17 protein-coding genes are annotated in these 23,550 nt (G+C 72.1%); 3 read left to right on the top strand and 14 right to left on the bottom strand.

The window, feature by feature from the left end:
• Positions 1–44: 44 nt before the first annotated feature.
• The 3 genes from AB0D99_RS13470 to AB0D99_RS13460 form a co-directional block, all read right to left on the bottom strand.
• Positions 45–800: a response regulator transcription factor gene (locus AB0D99_RS13470; protein WP_362359893.1), complete on the bottom strand. Its 756-nt coding sequence runs from the start codon at positions 798–800 to the stop codon at positions 45–47.
• The gene (locus AB0D99_RS13465; protein WP_362359891.1) at positions 797–1,987 is read right to left on the bottom strand and encodes a histidine kinase; all 1,191 of its coding nucleotides are present in this window, start codon (positions 1,985–1,987) and stop codon (positions 797–799) included. Before AB0D99_RS13465 ends, AB0D99_RS13470 begins: the two co-directional genes overlap by 4 nt.
• A gap of 111 nt (positions 1,988–2,098) precedes the next feature.
• On the bottom strand, positions 2,099–4,216 hold the full coding sequence (locus tag AB0D99_RS13460) for a DNA topoisomerase IV subunit B (protein WP_362359889.1): 2,118 nt from the start codon (positions 4,214–4,216) through the stop codon (positions 2,099–2,101).
• A gap of 432 nt (positions 4,217–4,648) precedes the next feature.
• On the opposite strand from AB0D99_RS13460, the gene AB0D99_RS13455 reads away from it, so the two are divergent.
• Positions 4,649–4,879 (top strand): hypothetical protein, encoded by a 231-nt coding sequence (locus AB0D99_RS13455; protein ID WP_329115038.1) that lies wholly within the window; start codon positions 4,649–4,651, stop codon positions 4,877–4,879.
• Between the two features lie 559 nt (positions 4,880–5,438).
• On the opposite strand, the gene AB0D99_RS13450 is transcribed toward AB0D99_RS13455, so the two are convergent.
• The 7 genes from AB0D99_RS13450 to AB0D99_RS13420 all read right to left on the bottom strand — a co-directional run bounded on the left by AB0D99_RS13450 (position 5,439) and on the right by AB0D99_RS13420 (position 15,656).
• A complete protein-coding gene (locus AB0D99_RS13450) occupies positions 5,439–6,257 on the bottom strand; it encodes a serine protease (protein ID WP_362359887.1) in 819 nt (272 codons plus the stop codon).
• Positions 6,258–6,391: 134 nt separating this feature from the next.
• The gene (locus AB0D99_RS13445; RefSeq protein ID WP_362359886.1) at positions 6,392–7,939 is read right to left on the bottom strand and encodes an RNA polymerase sigma factor; all 1,548 of its coding nucleotides are present in this window, start codon (positions 7,937–7,939) and stop codon (positions 6,392–6,394) included.
• Positions 7,940–8,316: 377 nt separating this feature from the next.
• Positions 8,317–9,204: a FadR/GntR family transcriptional regulator gene (locus AB0D99_RS13440; protein WP_362359884.1), complete on the bottom strand. Its 888-nt coding sequence runs from the start codon at positions 9,202–9,204 to the stop codon at positions 8,317–8,319.
• Between the two features lie 160 nt (positions 9,205–9,364).
• Positions 9,365–11,125 carry an ABC transporter ATP-binding protein gene (locus AB0D99_RS13435; RefSeq protein ID WP_362359882.1) on the bottom strand — a complete coding sequence of 587 codons (1,761 nt, stop codon included), beginning with the start codon at positions 11,123–11,125 and terminating at the stop codon, positions 9,365–9,367.
• Between the two features lie 119 nt (positions 11,126–11,244).
• Entirely contained in the window at positions 11,245–12,015 is a 771-nt protein-coding gene (locus AB0D99_RS13430) for an NUDIX domain-containing protein (RefSeq protein WP_362359880.1), read from the bottom strand.
• Positions 12,016–12,121: 106 nt separating this feature from the next.
• Positions 12,122–14,173: a glycogen debranching N-terminal domain-containing protein gene (locus AB0D99_RS13425; RefSeq protein WP_362359878.1), complete on the bottom strand. Its 2,052-nt coding sequence runs from the start codon at positions 14,171–14,173 to the stop codon at positions 12,122–12,124.
• Positions 14,174–14,288: 115 nt separating this feature from the next.
• On the bottom strand, positions 14,289–15,656 hold the full coding sequence (locus AB0D99_RS13420; RefSeq protein ID WP_362359876.1) for a DUF4192 domain-containing protein: 1,368 nt from the start codon (positions 15,654–15,656) through the stop codon (positions 14,289–14,291).
• Between the two features lie 132 nt (positions 15,657–15,788).
• On the opposite strand from AB0D99_RS13420, the gene AB0D99_RS13415 reads away from it, so the two are divergent.
• Positions 15,789–17,972: a RecQ family ATP-dependent DNA helicase gene (locus tag AB0D99_RS13415; RefSeq protein WP_362359874.1), complete on the top strand. Its 2,184-nt coding sequence runs from the start codon at positions 15,789–15,791 to the stop codon at positions 17,970–17,972.
• A gap of 217 nt (positions 17,973–18,189) precedes the next feature.
• Positions 18,190–18,816 (top strand): hypothetical protein, encoded by a 627-nt coding sequence (locus tag AB0D99_RS13410; protein WP_362359872.1) that lies wholly within the window; start codon positions 18,190–18,192, stop codon positions 18,814–18,816.
• Positions 18,817–18,912: 96 nt separating this feature from the next.
• Here the strand turns inward: AB0D99_RS13410 and AB0D99_RS13405 are convergent, their stop codons facing one another.
• The 4 genes from AB0D99_RS13405 to AB0D99_RS13390 all read right to left on the bottom strand — a co-directional run bounded on the left by AB0D99_RS13405 (position 18,913) and on the right by AB0D99_RS13390 (position 23,540).
• A complete protein-coding gene (locus AB0D99_RS13405; protein ID WP_362359870.1) occupies positions 18,913–19,542 on the bottom strand; it encodes a hypothetical protein in 630 nt (209 codons plus the stop codon).
• Between the two features lie 94 nt (positions 19,543–19,636).
• On the bottom strand, positions 19,637–20,347 hold the full coding sequence (locus tag AB0D99_RS13400) for a ribonuclease HII (protein ID WP_362359868.1): 711 nt from the start codon (positions 20,345–20,347) through the stop codon (positions 19,637–19,639).
• A gap of 296 nt (positions 20,348–20,643) precedes the next feature.
• Entirely contained in the window at positions 20,644–22,131 is a 1,488-nt protein-coding gene (locus AB0D99_RS13395) for a DUF4173 domain-containing protein (RefSeq protein WP_362360152.1), read from the bottom strand.
• Between the two features lie 497 nt (positions 22,132–22,628).
• Complete coding sequence (locus AB0D99_RS13390; protein WP_362359866.1) at positions 22,629–23,540, bottom strand: ADP-ribosylglycohydrolase family protein; 912 nt, start codon at positions 23,538–23,540, stop codon at positions 22,629–22,631.
• Positions 23,541–23,550: the final 10 nt, after the last annotated feature.

Raw genomic sequence — 23,550 nt, 5'->3', positions numbered from 1 at the left:
GAGCGGGAAGATCCAGGACTCTTCTCCTCCCGCTCTTCACCCCATCAGGTGATGGTTTCGCCAGGTGGGGCGCCGAGCCCGTGACGATATGCGTAGCGCACCGCCTGGACCCGGTCCCGCACACCGATCTTGGCGAAGAGGTTGTTGATGTGTGTCTTGACGGTCGCCGTGGAGATGCCCAGCCGACGGGCGATCTCCTGGTTGGAGAGCCCGTCCGCGACCAGACCGAGCACTTCGGTCTCGCGCTCGGTGAGTCCGTCGGGCGCGGACGCTCCGGACCCCGGGTCTCGCCACTCCTCCCGCGCCGCCTCGGCGGGTCGTCCCCGGAACGGCGGGCGCCCCTGCGGCCGGGCCATGAGTTGCTCCAGGAGCCTGCGCTGGACGGCGGGCGCGAGCCCGGCCCGTCCGTCGAGCACGTCATGGACGGCCCGTACGATCTCCTCCCCGCCCGCGTCCTTGGTGAGATAGCCGCGGGCTCCGGCGCGCAGCGCCGGGAAGAGCGAGTCGTCGTCGGCGTAGGTGGTCAGGACGACGACCTCGGTGTCCGGGTGCTCGGAGCGGATCCGCCGGGTCGCCTCCACCCCGTCGCAGCGCGGCATCCGCAGGTCCATCAGCACCACGTCGGGGGCGAGTTCCGCGGTCAGCGCGATCGCCTCCTCACCGTCCCTGGCCGCTCCGACGACCTCGATGCCGGGGAGCAGGCCGAGGACGAGCACGATGCCCTCGCGCACCATGGACTGGTCGTCGGCCACGATCACGCGTGCGACCCGGCCGTCGTGCGGCGTCTTGCTGTCGCTCATGCCGGCACCCTCAGCCGCACCGCGAACCCCTCGCCCTCGGGACCGGCCTCCAGCGTGCCGCCCAGGAGTTCGGCGCGCTCCCGCATCCCGAGGAGTCCGTAGCCGGAGCCCGAACCGCTCAGCCCGGCGCCGTCGTTGCCCCCTGCCGCGCCGTCGTTGCCTGCCGCACCCGTGTCCCGTATCTCCAGGGCGATCTCCCCCGTCTCGTAGGCGAGCCGGAGCCGAGTCCTGGCCCCCGGCGCATGCTTGCGTACGTTCGTGAGGGCCTCCTGGGCCACCCTCCGTACCGCTTGTGACGCCTCGGCCTTGAGGGGCCTGCGCTCGCCGGTCACCTCGACCTCGGCCCGGTCACCGCGTGCCAGCTCCCGCAGGTAGTCCTCGACGGGCACCATGTCGCCGCGGAGCGCGGAGAGCGCGTGCCGGGTCTCGGCGAGTCCTTCCCGGGCCATGGAGCGTGCGGCGGCCACCCGCTCGAGGACGTCCTCCCGCCGGGCGCCGGCCTCCAGTTGGAGCCGCGCGGCCTCCAGGTGCACCAGCTGCGCGGAGAGGCTGTGGGCGAGGACGTCGTGGATCTCCCGGGCGATCCGGGCCCGCTCGGCCAGGGCCGCGGAGGCCGCTTCCGCCTCTCGGGCCGCCCGCTCGTGCGCGAGCAGCCGGAATCCGGCGCTGCGGGCCTGCGCGTCCAGGCGGAGGGAGTATCCGGTGAGCAGCACGGCGGCCGTGGTGACCCCGGCTCCCAGGACGCCGGTCTCGTCCGCGTCGACGAAGCCCCCGGCGAGGACCAGCACGGTGGCCAGGGCGACGAGCAGCGGGAGGCGCTCCATCGCCGTGACCGAGACGACGATCCAGACGAGCGTCGCGGAGACATGGGCGCCGGCGGCGTGGGCGCCGAGCCCGACCGTCGCCACGAGGGCGAGCAGCCCGAGCGACCGCGAGAGCTGATGGGCGACGGTCGTGGCGTGATAGGCGACGACCGCGGCCACGCAGAGGGCGAGACCGAGCGGCGGCAGGATCCCGTACCAGCCGGGGAAGGCTCCCGAGAGGTACGCGCTCGCCACGATCCACGAGCTGATCGCGGTGAGGAGGAGGCCGTCGATCACGAGCCGGCCGCGGGGCACACCGACCCGCGTCAGCGCCTCGGGCGCGGGCCACACGAGCCATCGCGCGGTCGTCCTGCTGCCGTCCATGTCCGTCCCCCTCCGTCGATTCGATGCTACGGAGGGGTGACGCGCCTGTGATCGTCTCAGGGGTGGAACCCAGCGGCTCCACCCCTGGGTGGACTCTCGTCCCGAGCCCCGCTAGGCGTCGATCCGCGAACGGTCGAGAGTGGCCGCGGAGCTGGTGATGAACTCCTTGCGAGGAGCGACGTCGTTGCCCATCAGCAGATCGAAGACGTGCTCGGCCGACTCCAGGTCCCCGATGTTGATCCGACGCAGGGTCCGGTGCCGCGGGTCCATCGTCGTCTCCGCCAGCTGGTCGGCGTCCATCTCGCCGAGACCCTTGTAGCGCTGGATGGCGTCCTTGTAGCGGACGCCCTTGCGCTGGAACTCGAGCAGGGTCTGGCGCAGCTCGTTGTCCGAGTACGTGTAGACGTACTTGTCCTGGCCCCTCTTGGGCTGGACGAGCTCGATGCGGTGGAGCGGCGGGACGGCCGCGAAGACGCGCCCGGCCTCGACCATGGGCCGCATGTAGCGCTGGAACAGGGTGAGCAGCAGACAGCGGATGTGCGCGCCGTCGACGTCGGCGTCGACGAGCAGGACGATCTTGCCGTACCGGGCGGCGTCGATGTCGAAGGTGCGGCCCGAGCCGGCCCCTATGACCTGGATGATCGCCCCGCACTCGGCGTTCTTGAGCATGTCCGAGACGGAGGACTTCTGGACGTTGAGGATCTTGCCGCGGATCGGCAGCAGCGCCTGGAACTCACTGTTGCGGGCAAGCTTGGCCGTGCCGAGCGCGGAGTCTCCCTCGACGATGAAGAGCTCGCTGCGCTCCACGTCGTCGCTGCGGCAGTCGGCGAGCTTCGCCGGCAGCGAGGAGGACTCCAGCGCGGTCTTACGGCGCTGCGCCTCCTTGTGCTGGCGGGCGGCGATGCGGGTCCTGGCGGCCGCGACGGTCTTCTCCAGGACGGCCCGGGCCTGGGCCTTCGCGTCGCGCTTGGTGGAGGTGAGGAAGGCCTTCAGCTCCCTGGCGACCACGTTGGCGACGATCCGGCGGGCGGCGGAGGTGCCGAGCACCTCCTTGGTCTGTCCCTCGAACTGCGGCTCGGCGAGCCGGACCGTGACGACGGCCGTGAGTCCCTCGAGGGCGTCGTCCTTGACGATGTCGTCCTCGGCGACGCGCAGCATCTTCGCGGAGCGCAGGACCTCGTTCACCGTCTTGGTGACGGCCTGCTCGAAGCCGGAGACGTGGGTGCCGCCCTTGGGGGTGGCGATGATGTTGACGAAGGACCTGACCATGCTTTCGTAGCCGGTGCCCCAGCGCAGGGCGACGTCGACGCCCAGCTCGCGGGTGACCTCGGTCGGCGTCATGTGGCCGCGGTCGTCGAGGACCGGGACGGTCTCCTTGAAGGTGCCCGTGCCCGTCAGCCGCAGGACGTCGCAGACGGCCTTGTCCTGCGCGAGGAACTCGCAGAACTCGCTGATGCCTCCGTCGAAGCGGAAGGTCTCCTCGCTCTTGCCGACGCCGTCCAGGTCGCGCTCGTCCCGGACCACGATGGTCAGGCCGGGCACCAGGAAGGCGGTCTGGCGGGCGCGCTGGTGGAGCGTCTCCAGGGAGAGCTTGGCGTCCTTGAGGAAGATCTGGCGGTCGGCCCAGTACCGCACCCGGGTACCGGTACGGGTCTTCGGGACGCGCTTGCCCTTCAGCAGCCCGTTGCCCGGGTCGAAGGGGCTGTCGGGGCCCTGCTCGGTGAAGATGCCGGGGACGCCGCGACGGAAGCTGATCGAGTGGGTGGCGCTGTTCCGGTCGACCTCGACGTCGAGCCGGGCCGACAGCGCGTTCACCACGGAGGCACCCACGCCGTGCAGACCACCGGAGGCCGCGTACGAGCCGCCGCCGAACTTTCCGCCCGCGTGCAGCTTGGTCATGACGACCTCGACGCCGGAGAGCCCGGTCTTGGGCTCGACGTCGACGGGGATGCCCCGGCCGTTGTCCTGTACCTCGACGGAGCCGTCGTCGTGGAGGATCACGTCGATGCGGTCGCAGAAGCCGCCGAGCGCCTCGTCGACCGAGTTGTCGATGATCTCCCAGATGCAGTGCATCAGGCCGCGGCTGTCGGTGGACCCGATGTACATGCCGGGGCGCTTGCGGACCGCTTCGAGCCCTTCGAGTACGAGCAGATGCCGCGCGGTGTAGTTGGAACCGTCACGGTCTGCGGTCAGCAGCGCACTGGACTGCACGGACGTTTCGGCGGTCACGCGGTTCGCTCCTCGCTGAATTTGAAAAGTGGCCCGGTGGGGTAAGGCCCGGCGTCGTTCACCGGTCTGAGGGTACCGATGCCTGGTAGAGCCGTTGTCACGCCACCCTCCTGATTCCTCATGCTAGTGCAGAGTCGCATAGGTGTTCGATCCCTCGAAGGGGTGACGTGAACATCACGTTCCCTTCCAGGCATGAACCATTTAGGCTCCGGGCACGTCCTCATGAACAACCGGCAACCCAGCCGGGAGGACGAACCGAGACAAGCAATGCGAAATCCGTAGAGCGACGCAATACGGCTCATTCGCCGCCAACCGGCAGCAGACAGCCACCTCGGGAAGAAGTTTCGAGGAAAAGCCACGAGCGGGAACGTTTTCGGCCTGGTTGGATGTTGACCCTGGTACGACAGCTCGTCGAGCTAGAGAAGAGGCGACGTGACTACTGTTCTGACCCCCGCGAGCCCCCTGACGGCCGCTGACCGCTGCGACCGCTGTGGCGCCCAGGCGTACGTGCGCGTCGTCCTGACCAGCGGCGGTGACTTGCTCTTCTGCGCCCACCACGGGCGCAAGTTCGAGCCGGAACTCAAGAAGATCGCCGCGGAAATACAGGATGAGACGGACCGGCTCACCGATGTGCCGGCCAAGGCAGTAGACGAGGACCGCTGACGCCTCGCACACACGACGAGCCAAGGGCCGGTCGCTGACCGGACGACGGGCGGCCACCCCCGCAGCCAAGGGGGGTGGCCGCCCGTTCTCGCACCTGGGACCGAGCCCCGCTCGGGCCTCACGCCGCTGCCTGGCCGGTCCGAGCGGGACCCCTCACGAGCGGCCACGGGTCCTGGGCCGCCGCCCGCAGACGCCGACGGCCCGTGCCTGCCGCTCTGAGGCGTGTGCGGCCCCACGGCTGCCACCCGCAGACACTGAAGGCCCGCGCCTGCCGCTCTGAGACACCTCGAGCCAGCGGCTACCTGGAGACACCGCAGGCTCGCGCCTGCCGCTCCGAGGCGCCTGCGGCCCCATGGCTGCCGCCACAGAGCCCCGGAGCCCGTGTCCGCCGCTCTGAGGCGCCTACGGAGCCCGCGGCTGCCCCTCCGCCGGCTCCCTCGGCCCCACGCCCACCCCTCGGCGTCGCCAGGCCGTGAGGGGCGCTCAGCCGCGCGGACGGATGTGCCCAGCCGCGCGGCGGGGCGCGGTCAAGCCACGCGGCGGGGCGCGCTCAGGCCGCTCAGAGGTCCGGCGGCAGCACCGCCGAGACCCGCGTGTAGACGCCCGGATTCTCGGCCTGACCGCAGCCGCTGCCCCAGGACACGAGCCCGATGAGCCGCCCGGCTGCCACCAGCGGCCCTCCGCTGTCCCCCTGGCAGGCGTCCCTGCCGCCCTGCGGGTCGCCGGCGCACAGCATCGTGTCGCCCCGGTACGTGGCCCCGAAGCCGCCCGGATAGGCCCGCTCGCAGGCCGTGTCGGGCAGCACCTGGACGCGCGCCGAGCGCAGCATCGAGGCGTAGGTGCCGTTGCCAGTGGTGTCTCCCCATCCGTAGACGTCCGCCGCCGTCCCGGGCGTCTCCGCCGGGTCGCCCGGGAGGGCCACCTCGATCACGTAGGACTGCGGGAGCGCGGTCGCCAGCGTCAGCACGGCCAGATCGTTGGCGTTGGTCGTGGGGTTGTACTCGGGACTGGTCCAGGTGCTGGAGATCCGGATCTCGTGTCCGCCCTGACCCCCGAGGGCGCTGCGGCCCGCGATGACCTTGAGGTCGGCGATCTGCGAGGGCTCCCCACCCAGGACGTCCCTGCCGAGGCAGTGGGCGGCGGTGAGCACCCGGGTCGGCGCGACCACCACGCCTCCGCAGAACTGCCCCGCGCGCGTACCTCCGAACCGGTCACGGCTGGAGAGCGCGACGGCCCACGGGGCCTCCGCGATCGCCGCGGCCTGCCCTCCGACGACGACACTGTCGGCGGCCGCGGGAGCGGCGGCGGCGAACGGTCCCGCCGCCGCCGAGATCAGGCCCAGGGCAGTGGTCACTGCGCGGGTGATGGGGCGACGCATAGAGCCTCCTGACTCTCCGAAGATGTCGGTTCACCCAGCGTGGTCCACGCGACGCCGCCCTGCACCCGCGCACGCCGAAGGGCCCGGCCCCCTTCTCGGGGAACCGGGCCCTTCGGCGTGTGGACGACCGCGGACTAGTCGAGGTAGTCGCGCAGGACCTGCGAACGGGACGGGTGACGAAGCTTGGACATCGTCTTCGACTCGATCTGGCGGATCCGCTCACGCGTGACGCCGTAGACCTTGCCGATCTCGTCCAGGGTCTTCGGCTGGCCGTCGGTGAGGCCGAAGCGCATGGAGACGACGCCGGCCTCACGCTCGGAGAGCGTGTCGAGGACGGAGTGCAGCTGCTCCTGGAGAAGCGTGAAGCTGACCGCGTCGGCCGGGACGACCGCCTCGGAGTCCTCGATGAGGTCACCGAACTCGCTGTCTCCGTCCTCACCCAGCGGGGTGTGGAGGGAGATCGGCTCGCGGCCGTACTTCTGGACCTCGATGACCTTCTCCGGGGTCATGTCGAGCTCCTTGGCCAGCTCCTCCGGGGTGGGCTCACGGCCCAGGTCCTGGAGCATCTGGCGCTGGACGCGCGCGAGCTTGTTGATGACCTCGACCATGTGCACCGGGATACGGATGGTGCGGGCCTGGTCCGCCATGGCGCGGGTGATCGCCTGACGGATCCACCAGGTGGCGTACGTGGAGAACTTGTAGCCCTTGGTGTAGTCGAACTTCTCGACCGCGCGGATCAGACCCAGGTTGCCCTCCTGGATCAGGTCCAGGAAGAGCATGCCGCGGCCGGTGTAGCGCTTGGCGAGCGAGACCACCAGTCGGAGGTTGGCCTCCAGGAGGTGGTTCTTGGCGCGGCGGCCGTCCTCGGCGATGATCTCCAGCTCGCGCTTGAGCTTGGGCGCCAGCTTGTCGGAGTTCGCCAGCTTGTCCTCGGCGAACAGACCGGCCTCGATGCGCTTGGCGAGCTCGACCTCCTGCTCGGCGTTGAGCAGCGGGACCTTGCCGATCTGCTTCAGGTAGTCCTTGACCGGGTCGGCGGTGGCGCCGGCGACGGCGACCTGCTGCGCCGGAGCGTCGTCCTCGTCCTCGTCGGACAGGACGAAGCCCTTGTTCTCGCCCTCGGCCTCTTCGTCCTCACCCTTGCCGGGCGCGACGTCGTCGAGGAGCTCCTCGCCCTCGACTACCTCGTCGGCGTCCTTCTTGGCCGCGGTCTTCTTGGCCGTCGTCTTCTTGGCGGTGGCCTTCTTCGCCACCGTCTTCTTGGCGACGGTCTTCTTAGTGGCCGCCTTCTTGGCCGGCGCTCCGGCCTCGTCGGCCGGGTCCGCGCTCTCTGCCGCCGGGGCCGCCGCGGCGGCCGAGACGGTCTTCGTCACGGTCGTCTTGGCGGTGACGGTCTTGGTGGCGGTGCGCTTGGCCGGGCTCTTCGCTGCGACGCTCTTGCGGGCGCGCTTCGGCGACTCCGCTGCACTGACCATCAGCGTCACACCCTCTTCCTCGAGGATCTGGTTGAGGCTGCGCAGAACATTCTTCCACTGGGTTGGCGGAATCTGGTCAGCCTCGAAGGCCCGACGCACGTCATCGCCGGCGATCTGCCCATCAGCCTTTCCCCGCTCGATGAGCGCCATCACAGACTCGGACTCGGCGATCTCCGGCGGGAGCGTACGGGATGTGCTGGCCGACACGAACAACCTCTCGGAACGATGGAAAACGGCTTCCGGCCCCGCCCAGGATCGGGCCGGAGCCGACGACCATCGGCTGGGAATGTGCCGACGGCGCGGGCTGGACCGGGGAACTGCACAGCGCCTGACACGGCTGCTGTATTCCTTCCTCGGCTGTCACCTCTTAAGTCATCGCACGGCTTCGAGGAGTGTTACGCCCAATTCGCGTGGCCCGAGTCACACCTCATTTACGACGAAGCGCCCAGAACGGACGTTCGTCGCATGTTCGAGCCGTCCGAGCCCCCGCGGAACCCTGGGGATACAGCATGCCCCCCGGGTTCCGCACGGCTCCGGCGACACGCGCTGCGTACCGCTCCGCGCCCGCGGCCGTGGCTCGCGGGTCAGTGCTCACGCGGGGCGGGCACGACACGCTCCACTTCCGGGTGGACGGTCAGCAGCTGGCGCATGGCCGCCTCGGCGCCCTGTGCGTCCCCGCTCGCGAGGCAGTCGACGATCCGCGCGTGGTGCGCCAGGCAGGGCTCACCCGGACGGTCACAGCCGGTGACCGGACCACCGGAGACCTGGAGCGCGGCGGCGACGATGCCGGAGAGGTGCTCCAGCATCCGGTTCCCCGCGAGCTGGATCAGCAGGGAGTGGAACTCGACGTCGGCCCGGGAGAAGGTGATGCCGTCCCCCTGGGCGTAGGCGTGCCCCATGATCTCGACCATGTCGGCCAGTCGCTGCTGGACGTCCTCGCGGCCGTGACCGGCGGCGAGCCGGGCGGCCAGCGGCTCGATGGTCCAGCGCAGCTCGTTCAGCTCGCGGCGCTGGTCGTCGCGCTGCGGGCCGAAGGCGCGCCACTCGATGATGTCGGGGTCCAGCAGGTTCCAGTCGCTGACGGGCCTGACTCGGGTGCCGACGTTGGGGCGGGCGCTGACCAGGCCCTTGGCCTCCAGGACACGCAGGGACTCGCGCACGACGGTGCGGGAGACCTCGAAGCGCTGGCCGATCTCCTCCGGGACGAGCGGGCGGTCGGCCCCGAGGTCGCCGGAGACGATCATCTGCCCCAGCTGCTGGACGAGCTGGCCGTGCAGGCCGCGGCCGCGGCTTCCGGCCGTGCGACGACCGACCCGGCCGAGGTCCGTCTCCACTCCTTCCCAGGAGGAGGGACCCACACGTTCGGCGACGGGCGCCTCCGCGTACGGGTAGCGGTCGAGATCGCCCGGGGCGCCGAGGCCGGAGTCGACGGGGCGGGCGGCGGTCATCATGGTGTGCGCAAGGGTACTCACGCATCCTTTGTCGGCGTGCCCCCCGTGACCCTTGAGGTCTTTGGTGAAAAGCACACGAAAGGGTGATCGGCACCCCCTACACAATTGACGATTTATCGGACATAACCGGCTATTCGTTGGGGAGTTGCCGGGGAAGCGGAAGCTTTCGGTCCGGAAATGATCACCAACGCGCTTTACGGCGAAGGCCGGTGACCAGATAAGCGCAGAGCAGGGCGGTCAACGCGAGGGCCAGTGCCACCCCCACGGGTTGGGCGACCACCCGCAACACCCCTGCCAGCCAGCGGTCGGCCGCCGTCGGCCACTCCATGCTGACGATCCCCCGCAAGCGGGCGGGAAGCCCGGAGATCGGACGGCCCAAGGGCCCTGCGGTCGCCTGCGCCAGCAGAGGCGCGAGAACCACCGGCACCGCGAGGACCGCCGCCACTCCCGCCGCGGCGACCCGGAAGACTCCCGCTCCGAGCACCCCGGCCCAGGCGCAGCCGACGATCAGACCGAGCCAACTCGCACACAGTGTCGGCCAGTTTTCCGGTACGGGAACCAACTCGCCGCCATAGACGAGGCGAAGGGTCTGCAGGTCGACGGCGACGACGAGTGCGGCCAGCACCAGGGCGACACCGGCCGCGATCGCGAGCTTGGCGAGCAGCAGTCCGAGACGGCGCGGAACCGCGCCGCGCCCTGTGGTGAGCGCCGGGTACCGGTACTCGTCGGCGAACGAGAAGGCGCCCAGCAGCCCTGCCCCGATGGCGGCCGGCGGCAGCGGGGAGAAGGTGGGCCAGCCCGCCAGCAGGGTGGGCACGGGTGTCCCGCCGCCGCGCGCGAGCACCACCGCGATCACCACGGAGGCGATCAGGACGCCGGCCGCGACGAGCGGGGCGGCCGGAACTCCGAGCAGTCTGCGGACCTCGTACCGCAGCGGGCGCAGCGGCGATCGGGGCGGCCGCCGCCGCGCCTGCGCCTCGGGCTCGCGAACGGCGGCGGCATCAGGACCGCTGCCGGGGGCACGGCTGTCCGCGGACGCGCTCTCCGCGGGCCCGGACGGTTCGTACGGACCGGCGTCGCCCACCTCGTCGGACAGTTGGTGGATGAGCACGCCGTGTCGGAAGGCGGTCTCGCCGATCGCGGCGCAGTCGCTGCCGTAGACGGAGAGCCGGTTGCCCTTCTCGGTGACCACCTCGACGGTGCGGCGCGCGGCACGCGCCTCCTGCGTGACGACCGCGGCGAGCCTCGCGGCATGGGGCGTACGGACGGCCACCCGCGGCCGCAGCCGGGTTCTGGCGAAGTCGGCCACCTGCTGGTCGGCGACGAGGCGGCCATGGGCGACCGTGACGACCCGGTCGGCGTTGCGGGCCGCGTCCTTCGGGTCGTCGGTGGTGTACAGGACGGTGCCGCCTTCCATGGCGTGGGCGCGCAGGATTTCGTGCAGCCAAACCGTGTCCCGCACGGAGAGTCCGGCGCCGGGCTCGTCGAGCAGGAGCGCGTGGGGATCGGCCAACAGGGCCGAGGCGAGGCCGAGTCGGCGGTCCATCGCGCGCGGCAGGGTGCCGATGCGCCGGTCGGCGAGGCCGGTGAGCCCTACGGCCCGGAGCATCTCGTCGGCCCTGGCGGCGGGAACACCGCTCGCCGCGCACAGCATTCGCAACTGGCCGCGAGCGGTCCGCGAGGGGTGTCCGGGGACGTCCCCCAGCAGCACGCCGACCTCGTCGGCGGGATGCGCGATGCGATGGAGCGGGCGACCGCGGAAGTACGTGACGCCGCGGCCGGGCTCCAGTTCGAGCATCAGGCGCAGGGCGGTGGTCTTGCCGGATCCGGCGGGACCGAGAAGGGCGGTGACCTGTCCCGGCCCGGCGTCGAAGGTGAGATCGTCCACGGCGGGCGGGCGGTCGCGGCGGGGGCTGCTGGTGAGTCCGATGGCCTGGAGCATCGCTTCTCTCGCGGTAGATGACACCGCTCCGCGGCAGGGCGGCTATCGAAGCAAGATAACGCGACATTTCGGACTTTTGACGCAGGGTTGGGGCTTCGGGTCGTCCCTGAGCGCGCCCGTCAGACCTCGGGACGGAGCATGGGCGGGTTGAGCAGAGTCGCTCCGCCCGCGCGGAAGAGCTGCGCGGGGCGGCCGCCCTGGCGCGTGGTGGTCCCGCCCGCGGGCACCAGGAACCCCGGGGTGCCGGTCACCTTCCGGTGGAAGTTGCGCGGATCGAGTGCCACACCCCACACGGCCTCGTACACCCTCCTGAGCTCGCCGACCGTGAACTCCGGCGGGCAGAAGGCGGTGGCCAGCGAGGAGTACTCGATCTTGGAGCGGGCCCGCTCCACCCCGTCGGCGAGGATCTGCGCGTGGTCGAACGCGAGAGGTTCCCCCTGCCCCTCCTCGCGCTCGACGGAGCCGTCCTTGCCGAGCACCTCCTCGACCGGGGCCCAGCGCGCGCTGTTGGCGTCGCCGCCCGCGCGTGGCGCGGGCAGGTCCGGAGCCAGCGCCAGGTGGGCGACACTGACCACCCTCATCCGGGGGTCGCGCTGCGGATCGCCGTAGGTGGCCAGCTGTTCGAGGTGAGCGCCGTTGCTCGGCATGGGCGCGGGGGCACCGGGATCGTGGACGCAGAGTCCGGTCTCCTCCACCAACTCACGCCTGGCCGCGGCGCCGAGGTCCTCGTCCGCGCGGACGAATCCACCGGGCAGCGCCCATCGGCCCTGGAAGGGAGCCTCTCCCCGTCTCACGACCAGGGCGCACAGAGCGTGGCGCCGCACGGTGAGTACGACCAGATCGACGGTGACGGCGAAGGGCGGAAAGGCCGACGGGTCGTAGGGAGACATGCCGCGATCATAGTCGTCTTCCTGACGATAAACACTCCCCTCCTCCGCATCGGCAAGGACTTCTTGTCGCTCCCGCAGCACGTTCCTCACGGTGTCGCCCGCATGGTCAGCCCACCAGCTGGAGGCCGTCGGCGGCCTCCTCGACCATGCCGAGCCCCAGCCGGCTCACCCGCACCGTGAACGGCTCCCCCGCGACGCGCAGCCCGGACAGCCGGACCGCGCCGAGCGGAGCTGACCGAACGGGGTGGAGGGCCACGGTCCCGCCCGGTGCGTCGGGCCGGACCCCGGCGAGGGTCACCAGGAGATGGACACCCGCTGCCGCGGCCACGGCGGCCGGCCGGCAGGCCGCCGGGTGCGGAACCGGGACGCCACCGGCCGTCCGCTGGTCGCCCGCGTACATCTCGGGCAGGCGGTGGCCGAACGCCTCCGCCGCGTCGAGAGCGCCGCGGAGAAGGGAAGCGGCCTCCTTCTCGTATCCCGCCGCGGCGAGCCTCGCCACGGCGACGGCCGTTTCATGGACGCGCACGGCTCCCGCCCTGTGCCCGAACGGGTTGTGGCCGGGTTCCTTCACGCCGAGGCTGCGCAGTCCCCAGCCGGAGTCCAGGGCGGGGGTGCCGAGCAGCCGGGCCAGCTGTTCGGTCTCGGCCCTGTCCAGCAGGCCGGGTGCGTACCGGCCGCCGCCCATGAGGCCGGTGTCGAGGAGGTGTGCCGCCCAGCCTCCGAGCTGGGTCCATGGCCCTCCGCCAGGTGCCCGGGCGGCGGCCGGGCGGCCACCGGACCTGTCGTCGATCCAGAACTCCGCGCGGAAGCGCGCGCGGAGGCTGCCCGCCCAGTCCCGCCAGCCCTCCCCGCCCGGCCGGCCGCAGGCGTCGAGGAGGTCCGCGCCGAGGACGGCGGCCCTGTGGGCATGGGCCTGGGTCTCCGCCCGCCACGGACCGGAGGGCCCCGGGTCCGGCACGAACCCGTGCGGGTCGGCGGCGGCCCGCAGCCACTGGAGGCACCGCTCCGCCACGGGCAGCAGCTCTTCGAGGTCCTGTTCGGGCAGCCCCCAGCATCTGGCCTCGGCCAGGGCCGCGGGGAAGGCGAGGGTGGCCTCGATTCCGGTGCAGCGGGGCGGCAGGTAGGGGCCCGCGTCCCTGAGGGGGCCGGGGATGCGCCCCGCCGCCGGACCGGGTCCGCCGATCTGGGTCCGGGCCAGTGTTCGGAGCGTGGTGACGGCGAGCCGGGTGCCGAGCGGCAGGGCCATACGCGCCGCCCAGAGCGCCTCGGAGGTGGCGGGTCCGCAGCGCCAGGGCACTCCGGCGGCGAGATGGACGTCGGCCGGGTGTGCCGCGTCGCGCTGGAGGAGGGCCCGCAGATCGTCGACGGATGTGCGCAGGAGCTCCCCGATCCGGGGATCGTCGCCCTCGGCACGGGCCTCGGCGAGGACGGCGCCGCCGGGCCGCACGGCACCAGGCGCCGAGACGAGGGCGGACCGGGGCGTCCGGTCGGCGCGCACTCTGAGCTCGATGGTGGCCGTCGCTCCGGGGGCCAGATCGACCTCCCACCGCAGGAGCCCGGCAGCGGCCAGCGCGTCCATCGGCGGCGGTTCCGCGGTGACGGCGGCGTACCGGCCGTCTTCCGCCGTCCAGCGCATCCCGGTCCCGTGGACGCTGGGGAAGATCTCGGGTCCCGGCCGCCCGGACGCCACCGCGCCCAGATCCGCGAGATCCGTCCCGAGAGCGACCTCCACCGGGAGGCGCAGCGGCCGGGTGGCGGAGCTGCGCAGGGTGATCCGCTCGGTTCCGTCGGCTCCGCGCGCACGCTCGACGGTGATTCCGGGGTCGGGTCCGTTGTCCCCGGAGGTGCGCAGGGCGCCGAGGAACACGGCCCGGTCGGCGCCTGCGCGCCTGCCCTGGAGCGCGATGGGCTCCCGCCCGGCCACCCGCAGCACACAGCGGGAGAGGAGTCTCCGCCCGGACAGATAGACCCCTTCGAGGCCCCGGCCGGTGAGCTGTCCGTGGTCGGCGCAGATGACGAGGGCGGGCAGGGCGACGCAGATGAGCGCGTTGTGCACCGAGGGCAGTTCGCTCGGCCGTGGGGCGCCCGGAAGGGTGAGGCCGGCGAGGGTCGCGGGTCCTGCCGGGATTGCGGGCGCCGGTGCGGAACTGGAGGCCATGAGTGGTGTGCGGTGCTCTCTGTGCGATCCGGACTGCCGGTGTGCGGTCGGCGGGACGGGTCGTGGGGCTCCGCCACAGAGCTGAACGCCGCCGCGGGCGGCCGGGTCACGGGCGTCATCGGCCGCTCCTCGTCCCTCGCCGGCCGGCGCGCGTGGCGGCCGGGTCCCGCGGCGGCCTCGGCGCTGACTTGCCAGGGCGGGTTCCGGCCGCGGGCCCGCCCTTTCCGGCCGTCCGAGAGCGGGCGCCCCGCGAGCCGGCCCTGCGCACCCTGACGCGGGTCTCGACAGCCGCCGCAGTCCTCGATTCCCGCTCCTGACGCAGGCAGTTGCGCAGCGACTCGGGATCGAGCCCCTCGTTGCATGCCTGGTGCAGCAGGCGGGCGAAGACGTATTCGGGGTCGGCGTCCAGCGCGAGGTCCAGGGCGACCCGCGCGACCGGTTCGTCGCCGGTGGACCAGGCCACCCAGCCCGCCAGGGTGAGCGGCGCCGCCGCGTACTCCTCGAAGGGCGCCACGCACCGCCGGGCCAGCACTCCCCAGAGCCGCAGGGCCGCCGCGCCCTCCGGGCCTTCCATCCATTCGGCGGCCCGGTCCCGTGTCGCACGGTCCTGCAGCCCGAGAATCAGTGCCGCGGCCTCGTCGGGGTCGATCAGCGCGTCGTCGGCCGCGTCCCGCTCCATGGCTGCCGCGCCCCATGTACGGCCCTCCACAGCTGCCGGTGCCGGCCCCTCGGCCACGCTGGACGGCCCGCCGTATCGCCGCATCAGCTCGCGGGCGAGCGTGAGCGTCTTCTCCCTGATCTCTTCCCGGCCCGGGTCCGGCCGGACGTCGAGGACCTGGGGGACGATCACGGACGCGGCGTCGTTCAGCGCCTTGCGCTGCCGCTCGATGTCGGGCGACGCCCGTGGCTTGAACCGCTCCTCCATCTCACGCAGGGAGCCCCTCACCTGAATCCCGGCGTAGGCGGCCGAGGCCGCCATGACCGACGTGCCGGTCAGGGCGAGCGGGGTGCCGTCGGGCGGACAGCAGCGGGTGTCGGGACAGACGTACGAGAAGTAGAGGCCGTCGGAGATGCACAGGACTTCGTAGACGGGAATGTCGAGCTCGCCGCAGGCCGTCCGGAGCCGCTGGGCGAAGGGGCGCAGTCGTTCCGTCACGTGACGGCCGGTCTCGCCGGGTTGGGGATCCTGGCAGAGGAAGACGACGACGCCGTCCGGGCGGGTATCGCGCCGGGCGCAGCCCTCGACGAGGCACTCCGCGAGGTGCTCGGCGGTCGAGGGCCACTCCCTCGCCGAGCGCGGGATGCCGAGCCTGACCCTGCCGCCGAAGCGGCCGTGCTCGCCGTGGAGGGCGACGAGGACGACGGAGTCGGTGGGATGGAAGCCGAGCATGAACGGGAGGGCGTCGGCCAGTTCGGCGGGACCGCGCAGGGTGATCTGCTGCGATTCGGTGGATCCACGGGATTCGTGCGGGTTCGTGTTCATGGTCACGACGGTCTCGCGACCGCCGACGGACCGAAACCCCTGTGGATAACTCCCGGGGCCGTCGGCTCCTAGTTGTCCACAGGTCGCGCGGCCCGTTCGCGCGATGTCCGACCCATCGGGTTGCATGGGGGCATGACCAACGCAGACCGTCTCGCCGACCGTGCGGGCCTCCGGGCCACCGCCGATGCCGTACTCGCCCGTCTCGTCGGGGACCCGACCGGCGAGGCGAGACTGCGAGAGGACCAGTGGCGGGCCATCGAGGCGCTCGTCGCGGACAAGCGAAGGGCGCTGGTGGTCCAGCGGACCGGCTGGGGCAAGTCCGCGGTGTACTTCGTGGCGACCTCGCTGTTGCGCGAGGCGGGCAGCGGTCCCACGGTGATCGTCTCCCCGCTCCTCGCGCTGATGCGCAACCAGGTGGAGGCGGCGGCCCGCGCCGGAATCCGCGCCCGCACCATCAACTCGTCGAACACCGAGGAGTGGGAGACCGTCCAGCGGGAGGTGGCGGCGGGCGAGGTGGACGTGCTGCTGGTCAGTCCTGAGCGGCTCAACAACCCGGACTTCCGTGACGAGGTGCTTCCCCGGCTCGCCGCCGCCACGGGCCTGCTCGTGGTCGACGAGGCCCACTGCATCTCCGACTGGGGCCACGACTTCCGGCCCGACTACCGTCGCCTGCGCACGATGCTGGCGGAGCTGCCGGCCGGCGTCCCGGTCCTCGCCACGACGGCGACGGCCAACGCCCGGGTGACGGCGGACGTCGCCGAGCAGCTCGGCACGGGCGCGGGGACGGACGCGCTGGTACTGCGTGGTCCGCTGGACCGGGAGAGTCTGAGCCTCGGCGTGGTCCAACTGCCGGACGCCGCGCACCGGCTGGCCTGGCTGGCCGACCACCTCGGCGAGCTTCCCGGATCCGGGATCATCTACACGCTCACGGTCGCCGCCGCCGAGGAGGTCACCGCCTATCTCCGCCAGTGCGGGCACACGGTGGCCTCGTACACGGGCCGGACGGAGAACGCGGACCGACAGCAGGCGGAGGAGGACCTGCAGGCGAACCGGGTCAAGGCGCTGGTGGCGACCTCGGCTCTGGGCATGGGGTTCGACAAGCCGGACCTGGGCTTCGTGGTGCACCTCGGTTCTCCGTCCTCGCCAATCGCCTACTACCAGCAGGTGGGCCGTGCCGGGCGTGGCGTGGAGCATGCGGAGGTGTTGCTGCTGCCGGGCAAGGAGGACGAGGCGATCTGGCAGTACTTCGCCTCGGTCGCCTTCCCGCCCGAGGAGCAGGTGCGCCGCACTCTCGACGTACTGGCGCATGCCGACCGGCCGCTCTCCCTGCCCGCCCTGGAGCCGCTGGTCGAGCTGCGACGGACCCGGTTGGAGACGATGCTCAAGGTCCTGGACGTGGACGGCGCCGTGCACCGGGTGAAGGGTGGCTGGACGAGCACGGGGCAGCCGTGGGTGTACGACTCCGAGCGGTACGCCTGGGTGGCCCGGCAGCGGGCGACCGAGCAGCAGGCGATGCGCGAGTACGCGGCGACGACCGGTTGCCGGATGGAGTTCCTGCGGCGGCAGCTGGACGACGAGGCCGCCGCTCCGTGCGGCCGCTGCGACAACTGCTCGGGGTCCCGGTTCGACCCGAAGGTGACCGATGCCGCGCTCGATGCCGCCAAGGGTGAGCTGGGCCGGCCGGGCGTGGACGTGGAGCCGCGCAAGATGTGGCCGACCGGACTCACGGCGGTCGGTGTCGATCTGAAGGGCCGTATCCCGGCGGGGGAGCAGTCGTCCTCCGGGCGGGCGCTCGGACGGCTTTCGGACATCGGCTGGGGAAACCGTCTGCGTCCGATGCTCGCGGAGCGGGCGCCCGACGGTCCGGTTCCGGACGATGTGGTGCAGGCTGTGGTCCGAGTCCTCGCCGACTGGGCCAAGGGGCCCGGGGGTTGGGCGTCCGGCGCTCCGGACGCTCCCGCTCGGCCCGCCGGCGTGGTCACGATCGCCTCGCGCAACAGGCCCCACCTGGTCGGCTCGTTGGGTCGGCGGATCGCGGAGATCGGCAGGATGCCGCTGCTGGGAGCTGTCGAGTACGTGCCGGAGGCGGAGGAGCTGCGGATCTCGCGAACGAACAGCGCCCAGCGGGTGGTGGGGCTCCATCAGGCGCTGACGGTTCCCCCTGCCCTGGCCGAGCGGCTGGCCTCGGCCGACGGTCCGGTGCTGTTGGTCGATGACCTGTCGGACAGCGGCTGGACCCTCGCCGTTTCGGCCAGGCTGCTGCGTCGCGCGGGAGCGGATGGCGTGTTTCCGCTGGTGCTCGCCGTCCAGGGGTGAAACGGGGAGTGAACATTGGGTGGCTGGGCAGGGATATGAGTGTCATACCGGCGCATTCCAGTCAGCTGCCTCAATTGCTCGTTGCCGCTCGCGCACAGGCCCGCAAGAATTGGGACCCCGCCCCGCACAGCCTCTGTACGTGGTCCGGAAGGACTGTGCTGTGGTGCGCCCTCACTCGACCCTGCCCGCCAGCGGGCGCGTATCCGAAGGGAGGACCGTGACCTTCGGATTCGCTCCGTCCGCAGCCACCTCGATCAACTCGCCGTCCGAGTCCGCCAGCCGCCTCGCCCGGATGCTGGAGCCGTCGGAGTGGGCCGCGGCGGGGATCCCGCTGCTCCGCAATCCTCGTGAGGTCGTGAGCGGCCTGCACAGCCGTCATCGACCGAACCCGTCGACCGCGATCGTCGCCGTCCTCGACCACGAGGAACGGCTGACCGCCAGCGCGTCGTTCACTCGTCGCGCCGTCCCCGCGGACGGCTGGGAGTTCCGCAACGCGCTCCTCGCACATCTGCGCCGCGTCATCCCGCACGACCTGAGGCGCCGGACCCCGGCGAGGACGGCCGTACTGCTCTACTGCCGTGACGGTGACGAGCGTTGGACCGAGGAGGACGGCGCCTGGATGTGGGGGCTGCGCGATGCCTGCACGCTCCACGGACTGCGCTGCGGTGCGTACATCACGCTGACCCGTGGCGGTTGGCAGGTGCTCGGTGAGGGCCGAGGGGGCCGCCATCCGGGCTCCGAATCACGTCCGACGGCCCTGGGAGACGTCTCCGAGATCGGTGTCCCGGCTCAGCGTTCCGCGGCCGGAGCCTCGGAGCTGCTGCGCAGGGCGGCGGCACGCTGACGCGACGGGCTCCACGCCGGTGCGCCGGGCCCTTCGGACCACGGCCCGGCCGCCCTCATGGGGCAGCCGGGTCAGGACCGCGAGAGGTGCTCCGCCTCAGACACCCGCGCCGAGCACGGCGTTGATGCGCTGCGGGTCACCGCAGACGACGAGCAGCGCGGTCGCGCGTCCCATCGCCAGGGGCAGGGCACGTGCGGCGGCGTCATCGGCTCCGCCGTTGACCGCCACGACGACGACGGGCCGCGTGGCGGCACGCTCCACAGCGGAGGCGTCCGCGAAGAACACGTCGTCGCGTGCGTCCTGCTGGGCCCAGTAGGCGGCGTCGCCGAAGGACAGCTCGTGCGCCGCCCACGGGTGCTGCTCGCCGGTGGTGAGGACGAGGATGTCGCCGGGCGAGCGGCCCGTGTCCAGCAGCAGGTCCACGGCCTCTTCGGCGGCGTCGAGCGCGCCGTCGACCGGGGCGGGAATCAGCTGGATCTGCGGACCGGACCGCTGTTCGGAACGATTCTCCGGGCGGGACTTGGGGGACTGCCCGGCACCGGGGTGCGGGCGCTGCGCCGGCGGCGCGGGCCTGGCCGGTGCGGGGCCGGGACGCCCTGGACGCGGCGAGGCCGCCGAACGCGGACCGGGTACGGGACGAGGGGTCGGCGCGGGGTGGCCTGCGGCCATGGCGCGGGGACCCTGGGCACTCTCGTGAATCTGAGGCTCCTCGGGGATGAGAGGCATGGGTGGATGTCTATCAAACGCCGGTGCGCGAGGCTCCGGCGGGTGGGCACAATCGTGCGACCCGGGATCGGCGACAGGACGCCGGCCGGGGAGTTCAGAAGTCGAAGCCGAGTTGGCCCCCGCTTTCCAGTGCGACCGCCTCGGCGGAGATGCGGACCTTCTTGAGGTGCCGCCACTGGGGCAGCGCGTCGAGGTAGGACCAGGAGAGCCGGTGGTACGGGGTGGGTCCCCGCTCCTCCAGGGCGGCCTTGTGGACCGGCGAAGGGTAGCCCGCGTTCGCGCCGAAGCCGAAGACCGCGCACTCCTGGGTCTCGCGCTCCAGCTCGGCCATCATCGCGTCGCGCCGGACCTTCGCGATGACCGAGGCCGCCGCGACGGCGATGCAGGACTGGTCGCCCTTGATCACCGTACGGACCTTCCACGGGCTGCCGAGGTAGTCGTGCTTGCCGTCGAGTATCACGGCGTCGGGCCGTACGGGCAGGCCGTCCAGGGCGCGCACGGCTGCCAGCCGGAGCGCCGCGGTCATGCCGAGCTCGTCGATCTCCTGGGGAGAGGCGTGCCCGAGCGCGTAGGCGGTGACCCATTTCTCCAGCTCCGCGGCCAGCGCGGTACGGCGCTTGGGGGTGATGAGCTTGGAGTCGGTGAGGCCCTCGGGGGGGCGGCGCAGACCCGTGATGGCCGCGCAGACGGTGACCGGGCCGGCCCATGCCCCGCGTCCGACCTCGTCGACCCCGGCAACGATCTTGGCGCCGGTGGTGGCTCGGAGCGATCGCTCGACGCTGTGGGTGGGTGGTTCGTACGGCATGGCGCCAGACAGATTACGCCGATGGGGGCCGCCCGCGATACCCGGATTCCCGTCGGATGTCCGAAGCCGCCACGGAATCGTGGCTCATCGCTGCACGAACGACCTCCCAGAGGAGGTCACCGGCGGTGTCGGCACCCGCGTCACCGCACCGAATCCCTCGCCCCACCGCCCCTCGCAGGAGCCTGGCAGAGGGGTTCGAGCCAGCCCGTAGGGATCACATGGCACGCCGCCCTCTCCCCCGCTCGTCGCCGGGGAGAGGGCGGCGTCTCCGGCACAGTCCGGAGGGGTGGGTTCGGTCAGGGGATGCTGTACGGATCGCCGTCCGCGTCCGGGTCGTACTCCTCTTCCCTGCTCGGCCCACCGCAGTCCACCGACCTGTTGATCCCGCGCTCGGCCAGGATCGAGCGGGCCCGCGCCTCCGACCAGCTGGTGGCGAACCACCCTCCGTCGTCGTCGCTCAGTCGCTCCTCGATGTCCATGAGGGCGCAGGAACGTTGCGGCTCGGGCAGCCGATCGAGGGCGGGCACGGCGTCGGCCGAGAGCCCCGCGAGGTAGGGGACATCGATCTTGTCGAGGCGGTCGTACCGCTCCACATTGTTCGCGGCGACGATCGCGTCGGGCGAGGCCAGGCCGAAGGCCAGCACGGCCGCCGCCGCACTCACCGCGAGCGCCCTCGGCAGCAGCCGGGCGCCGAAGATCCCCGCGGCCATGATCAGCACGATGGCCAGTCCCAACCAGATCTCCATCGCGGCCACGGAGATACGCAACCGGGTCAGCCCGTACGCGTCGACGTACAGGTCCATCCTGCGCAGTGCCGAGGCGACCACGACCAGGGTGAGGACGCACAGTGTGCCGAGCACGGCGCGCACGAGGGTCCGGTCCCGGGGCTCCCCGCGCGGGGCCCACCGCAGGGCGAGGCCGATGACCACGAGGGTGAGCAGGGTGGCCATCAGGAGCTGCCAGAAGCCCTGTCGCGCGTACTCGGAGTAGGTCAGGTCGGTCTCTTCCAGAACCTTGTCGTATCCACCGAAGAGAACGGTGAGTTGCACCGCGTTGAAGGCGGCGAAGAGAAGGTTCAGGACGATGAGAGGCGTCGCCCACTCCATCCGCCCGCGCGCCCGGCCGGGACGGATGACCATACGGTCCCAGCGCAGCGGGGCGGCGGCGGTACGGGCGAGGGAGATCGCTCCGAAGAGACCCAGCAGGAAGAACGAGAGCCGCCACGGCACCTGGGCCGGCGAGAAGTCGGGGATGAGCGAGCCGAGCAGATCGGCGAAGGCCGCGTCGGCACCGGCGAACAGCGCGCCGAAGACGACGAGGAGAGCGACGGCCACTCCGACCGTCCGCACCGCCGATCCCCAGCGACCGCGGGACCCGTCGGCGCGGTCACGGAGCCCTCGCCAGGCCCAGGTGGTGCCGGAGCCCAGCGAGTCGATCAGGCCGATCGGGCCGAACAGCATGCTCGGCCAGCCACGGCCGCCGTGCAGGGCGAAGGAGGTGACCACCAGCGCGGTGACGATCGCGAGAAAGGTCGGCCAGCCGGCGTCCCGCAGCGCGGGGATGCCGAGGAGGGCGAGTCCCCCGATCGCCCAGACCAGCGTCCAGGGGCGGACACGGCGGCCCGCCGCCCGAGCGGCGAAGGACGCGGCGACGACGGCCGGAACGGCCACGAGCATCAGGTTCAGGCCGAGGCCGTCGCCGAGGAGCAGCGCGCTGAGGAGCGCCGTCGCCGCGATGGCCGCCAGGGTCGTGGTGGTGGCCCGGGCCGGGGCGGCGGGACGCAGTCGGGTGAGCCAGCTCTCACCCGGAGGTGTCGGCGGGGCCCACGGGTGAGGGGGTCTGTGGCCTCCCTGCCATCCGGCGGAGGCCTGGGCCCGTTGCTGTGGCGGTACGGGCGGTACGGCGCCGGGCGAGGCCGCCGGGGCGGCGGGCACCGGCGTCGGCTCGGACGCGGCACCGTCCTTCGGCGGAGGGGCACTGCCCTCTGGTGAAGGAGTGTTGTCCTTCGGTGGTGGTGCGGACGATGTGTCGGACACGGGACCCCCTCCCGACCCGGTCCGCAAACGGGGCCATGGGAGTGGAGGGCCTGCGTCCGGGTGTCTCGTCGGCGCTCTCTCTTCATGATCAGCGCTTGGGAGTGGCCGACTCTAACGGTGCCCCCGGGAATTCGGACCCGGCCGATCCGCGCTGTGGCAGGACCGTGACACTCGCCCCGGCCGGGGTCGCACGCTCCGCCCGCCCGCCGGCCCGGCGGTGTGCCGGCGAGCAGGATGGAGCGTCGTCAGGGGCGGACGGCGGACGGCAACCAGTCCGGCAGCTCTTCGGTCTGCGCCAGCCAGGTGGCCGGGGGCGCGCCGGTCGTGGCGGCGGCGACGACGCCGCCGGCGATCGCACAGGTGGTGTCGACATCGCCGCCCACCTGCGCGGTCGTCCAGAAGACCCGTTCGAAGTCGTCGAGACCGCGGGCCGCGGACCAGAGCGCGTACGGCACGGTGTCGTGCGCGCTGGTACGGCGGCCACTGCCCAGGACCGCCGCCACCGTCGCCGCGTCGCCGTAGTCGAGCATGTCGCGGGCCCGGCGGAGTCCGGCGCCGACGGCGCTGCGCGGGACGAGTGCGATCACTCCGTCCAGCAGGGCGGTGGGGGTGGGCGGCCCGGCCGGGTCCGCGGCGAGCGCGGCCGCGGCGGCCACGGCCATCGTGCCGACGACGGCCTCGCGGTGCTGGTGCGTGGTGTACGCGGAGATCTCGGCCTGATGGGTCGCCTGCTCGGGGTCGTCGGCGTACCAGGCGCCGAGCGGGGCGATCCTCATCGCGGCCCCGTTCCCCCACGATCCCTGACCGTTGAAGAGCGCCGCGGCCAGCTCCCGCCAGTCGCCGCCCTCCCTGATCAGCCGGAGCATTCGGTTGACCGCCGGGCCGTAGCCCCGGTCGAAGTCGTGGTGCTCGGCGAACGCCTGCGCGAGCGCGTCCTGGTCGATCCGGTTGTGGTGCGCGAGCACGGCCAGCACGGAACAGGCCATCTCGGTGTCGTCGGTCCACTGCCAGGGTCCCGACGGGACTTCGCGTCGTTTGAGCAGCGGATAGTTGACGGGGACGAAGTACTGGGAGCCCAGGGCGTCTCCCACGGCCAGCCCTCGAAGGCTGGCCAGGGCGCGGTCGAAGCGCCGGTCGAGAGAGGAGTCAGCGGTCATCGCTCTGCCA

The organism is Streptomyces sp. NPDC047971, from assembly GCF_040653355.1.
Classification (GTDB): domain Bacteria; phylum Actinomycetota; class Actinomycetes; order Streptomycetales; family Streptomycetaceae; genus Streptomyces.
The sequence above is the reverse complement of the archived record's forward strand: the minus strand, read 5'-3'. Positions and strand labels throughout refer to the sequence as shown.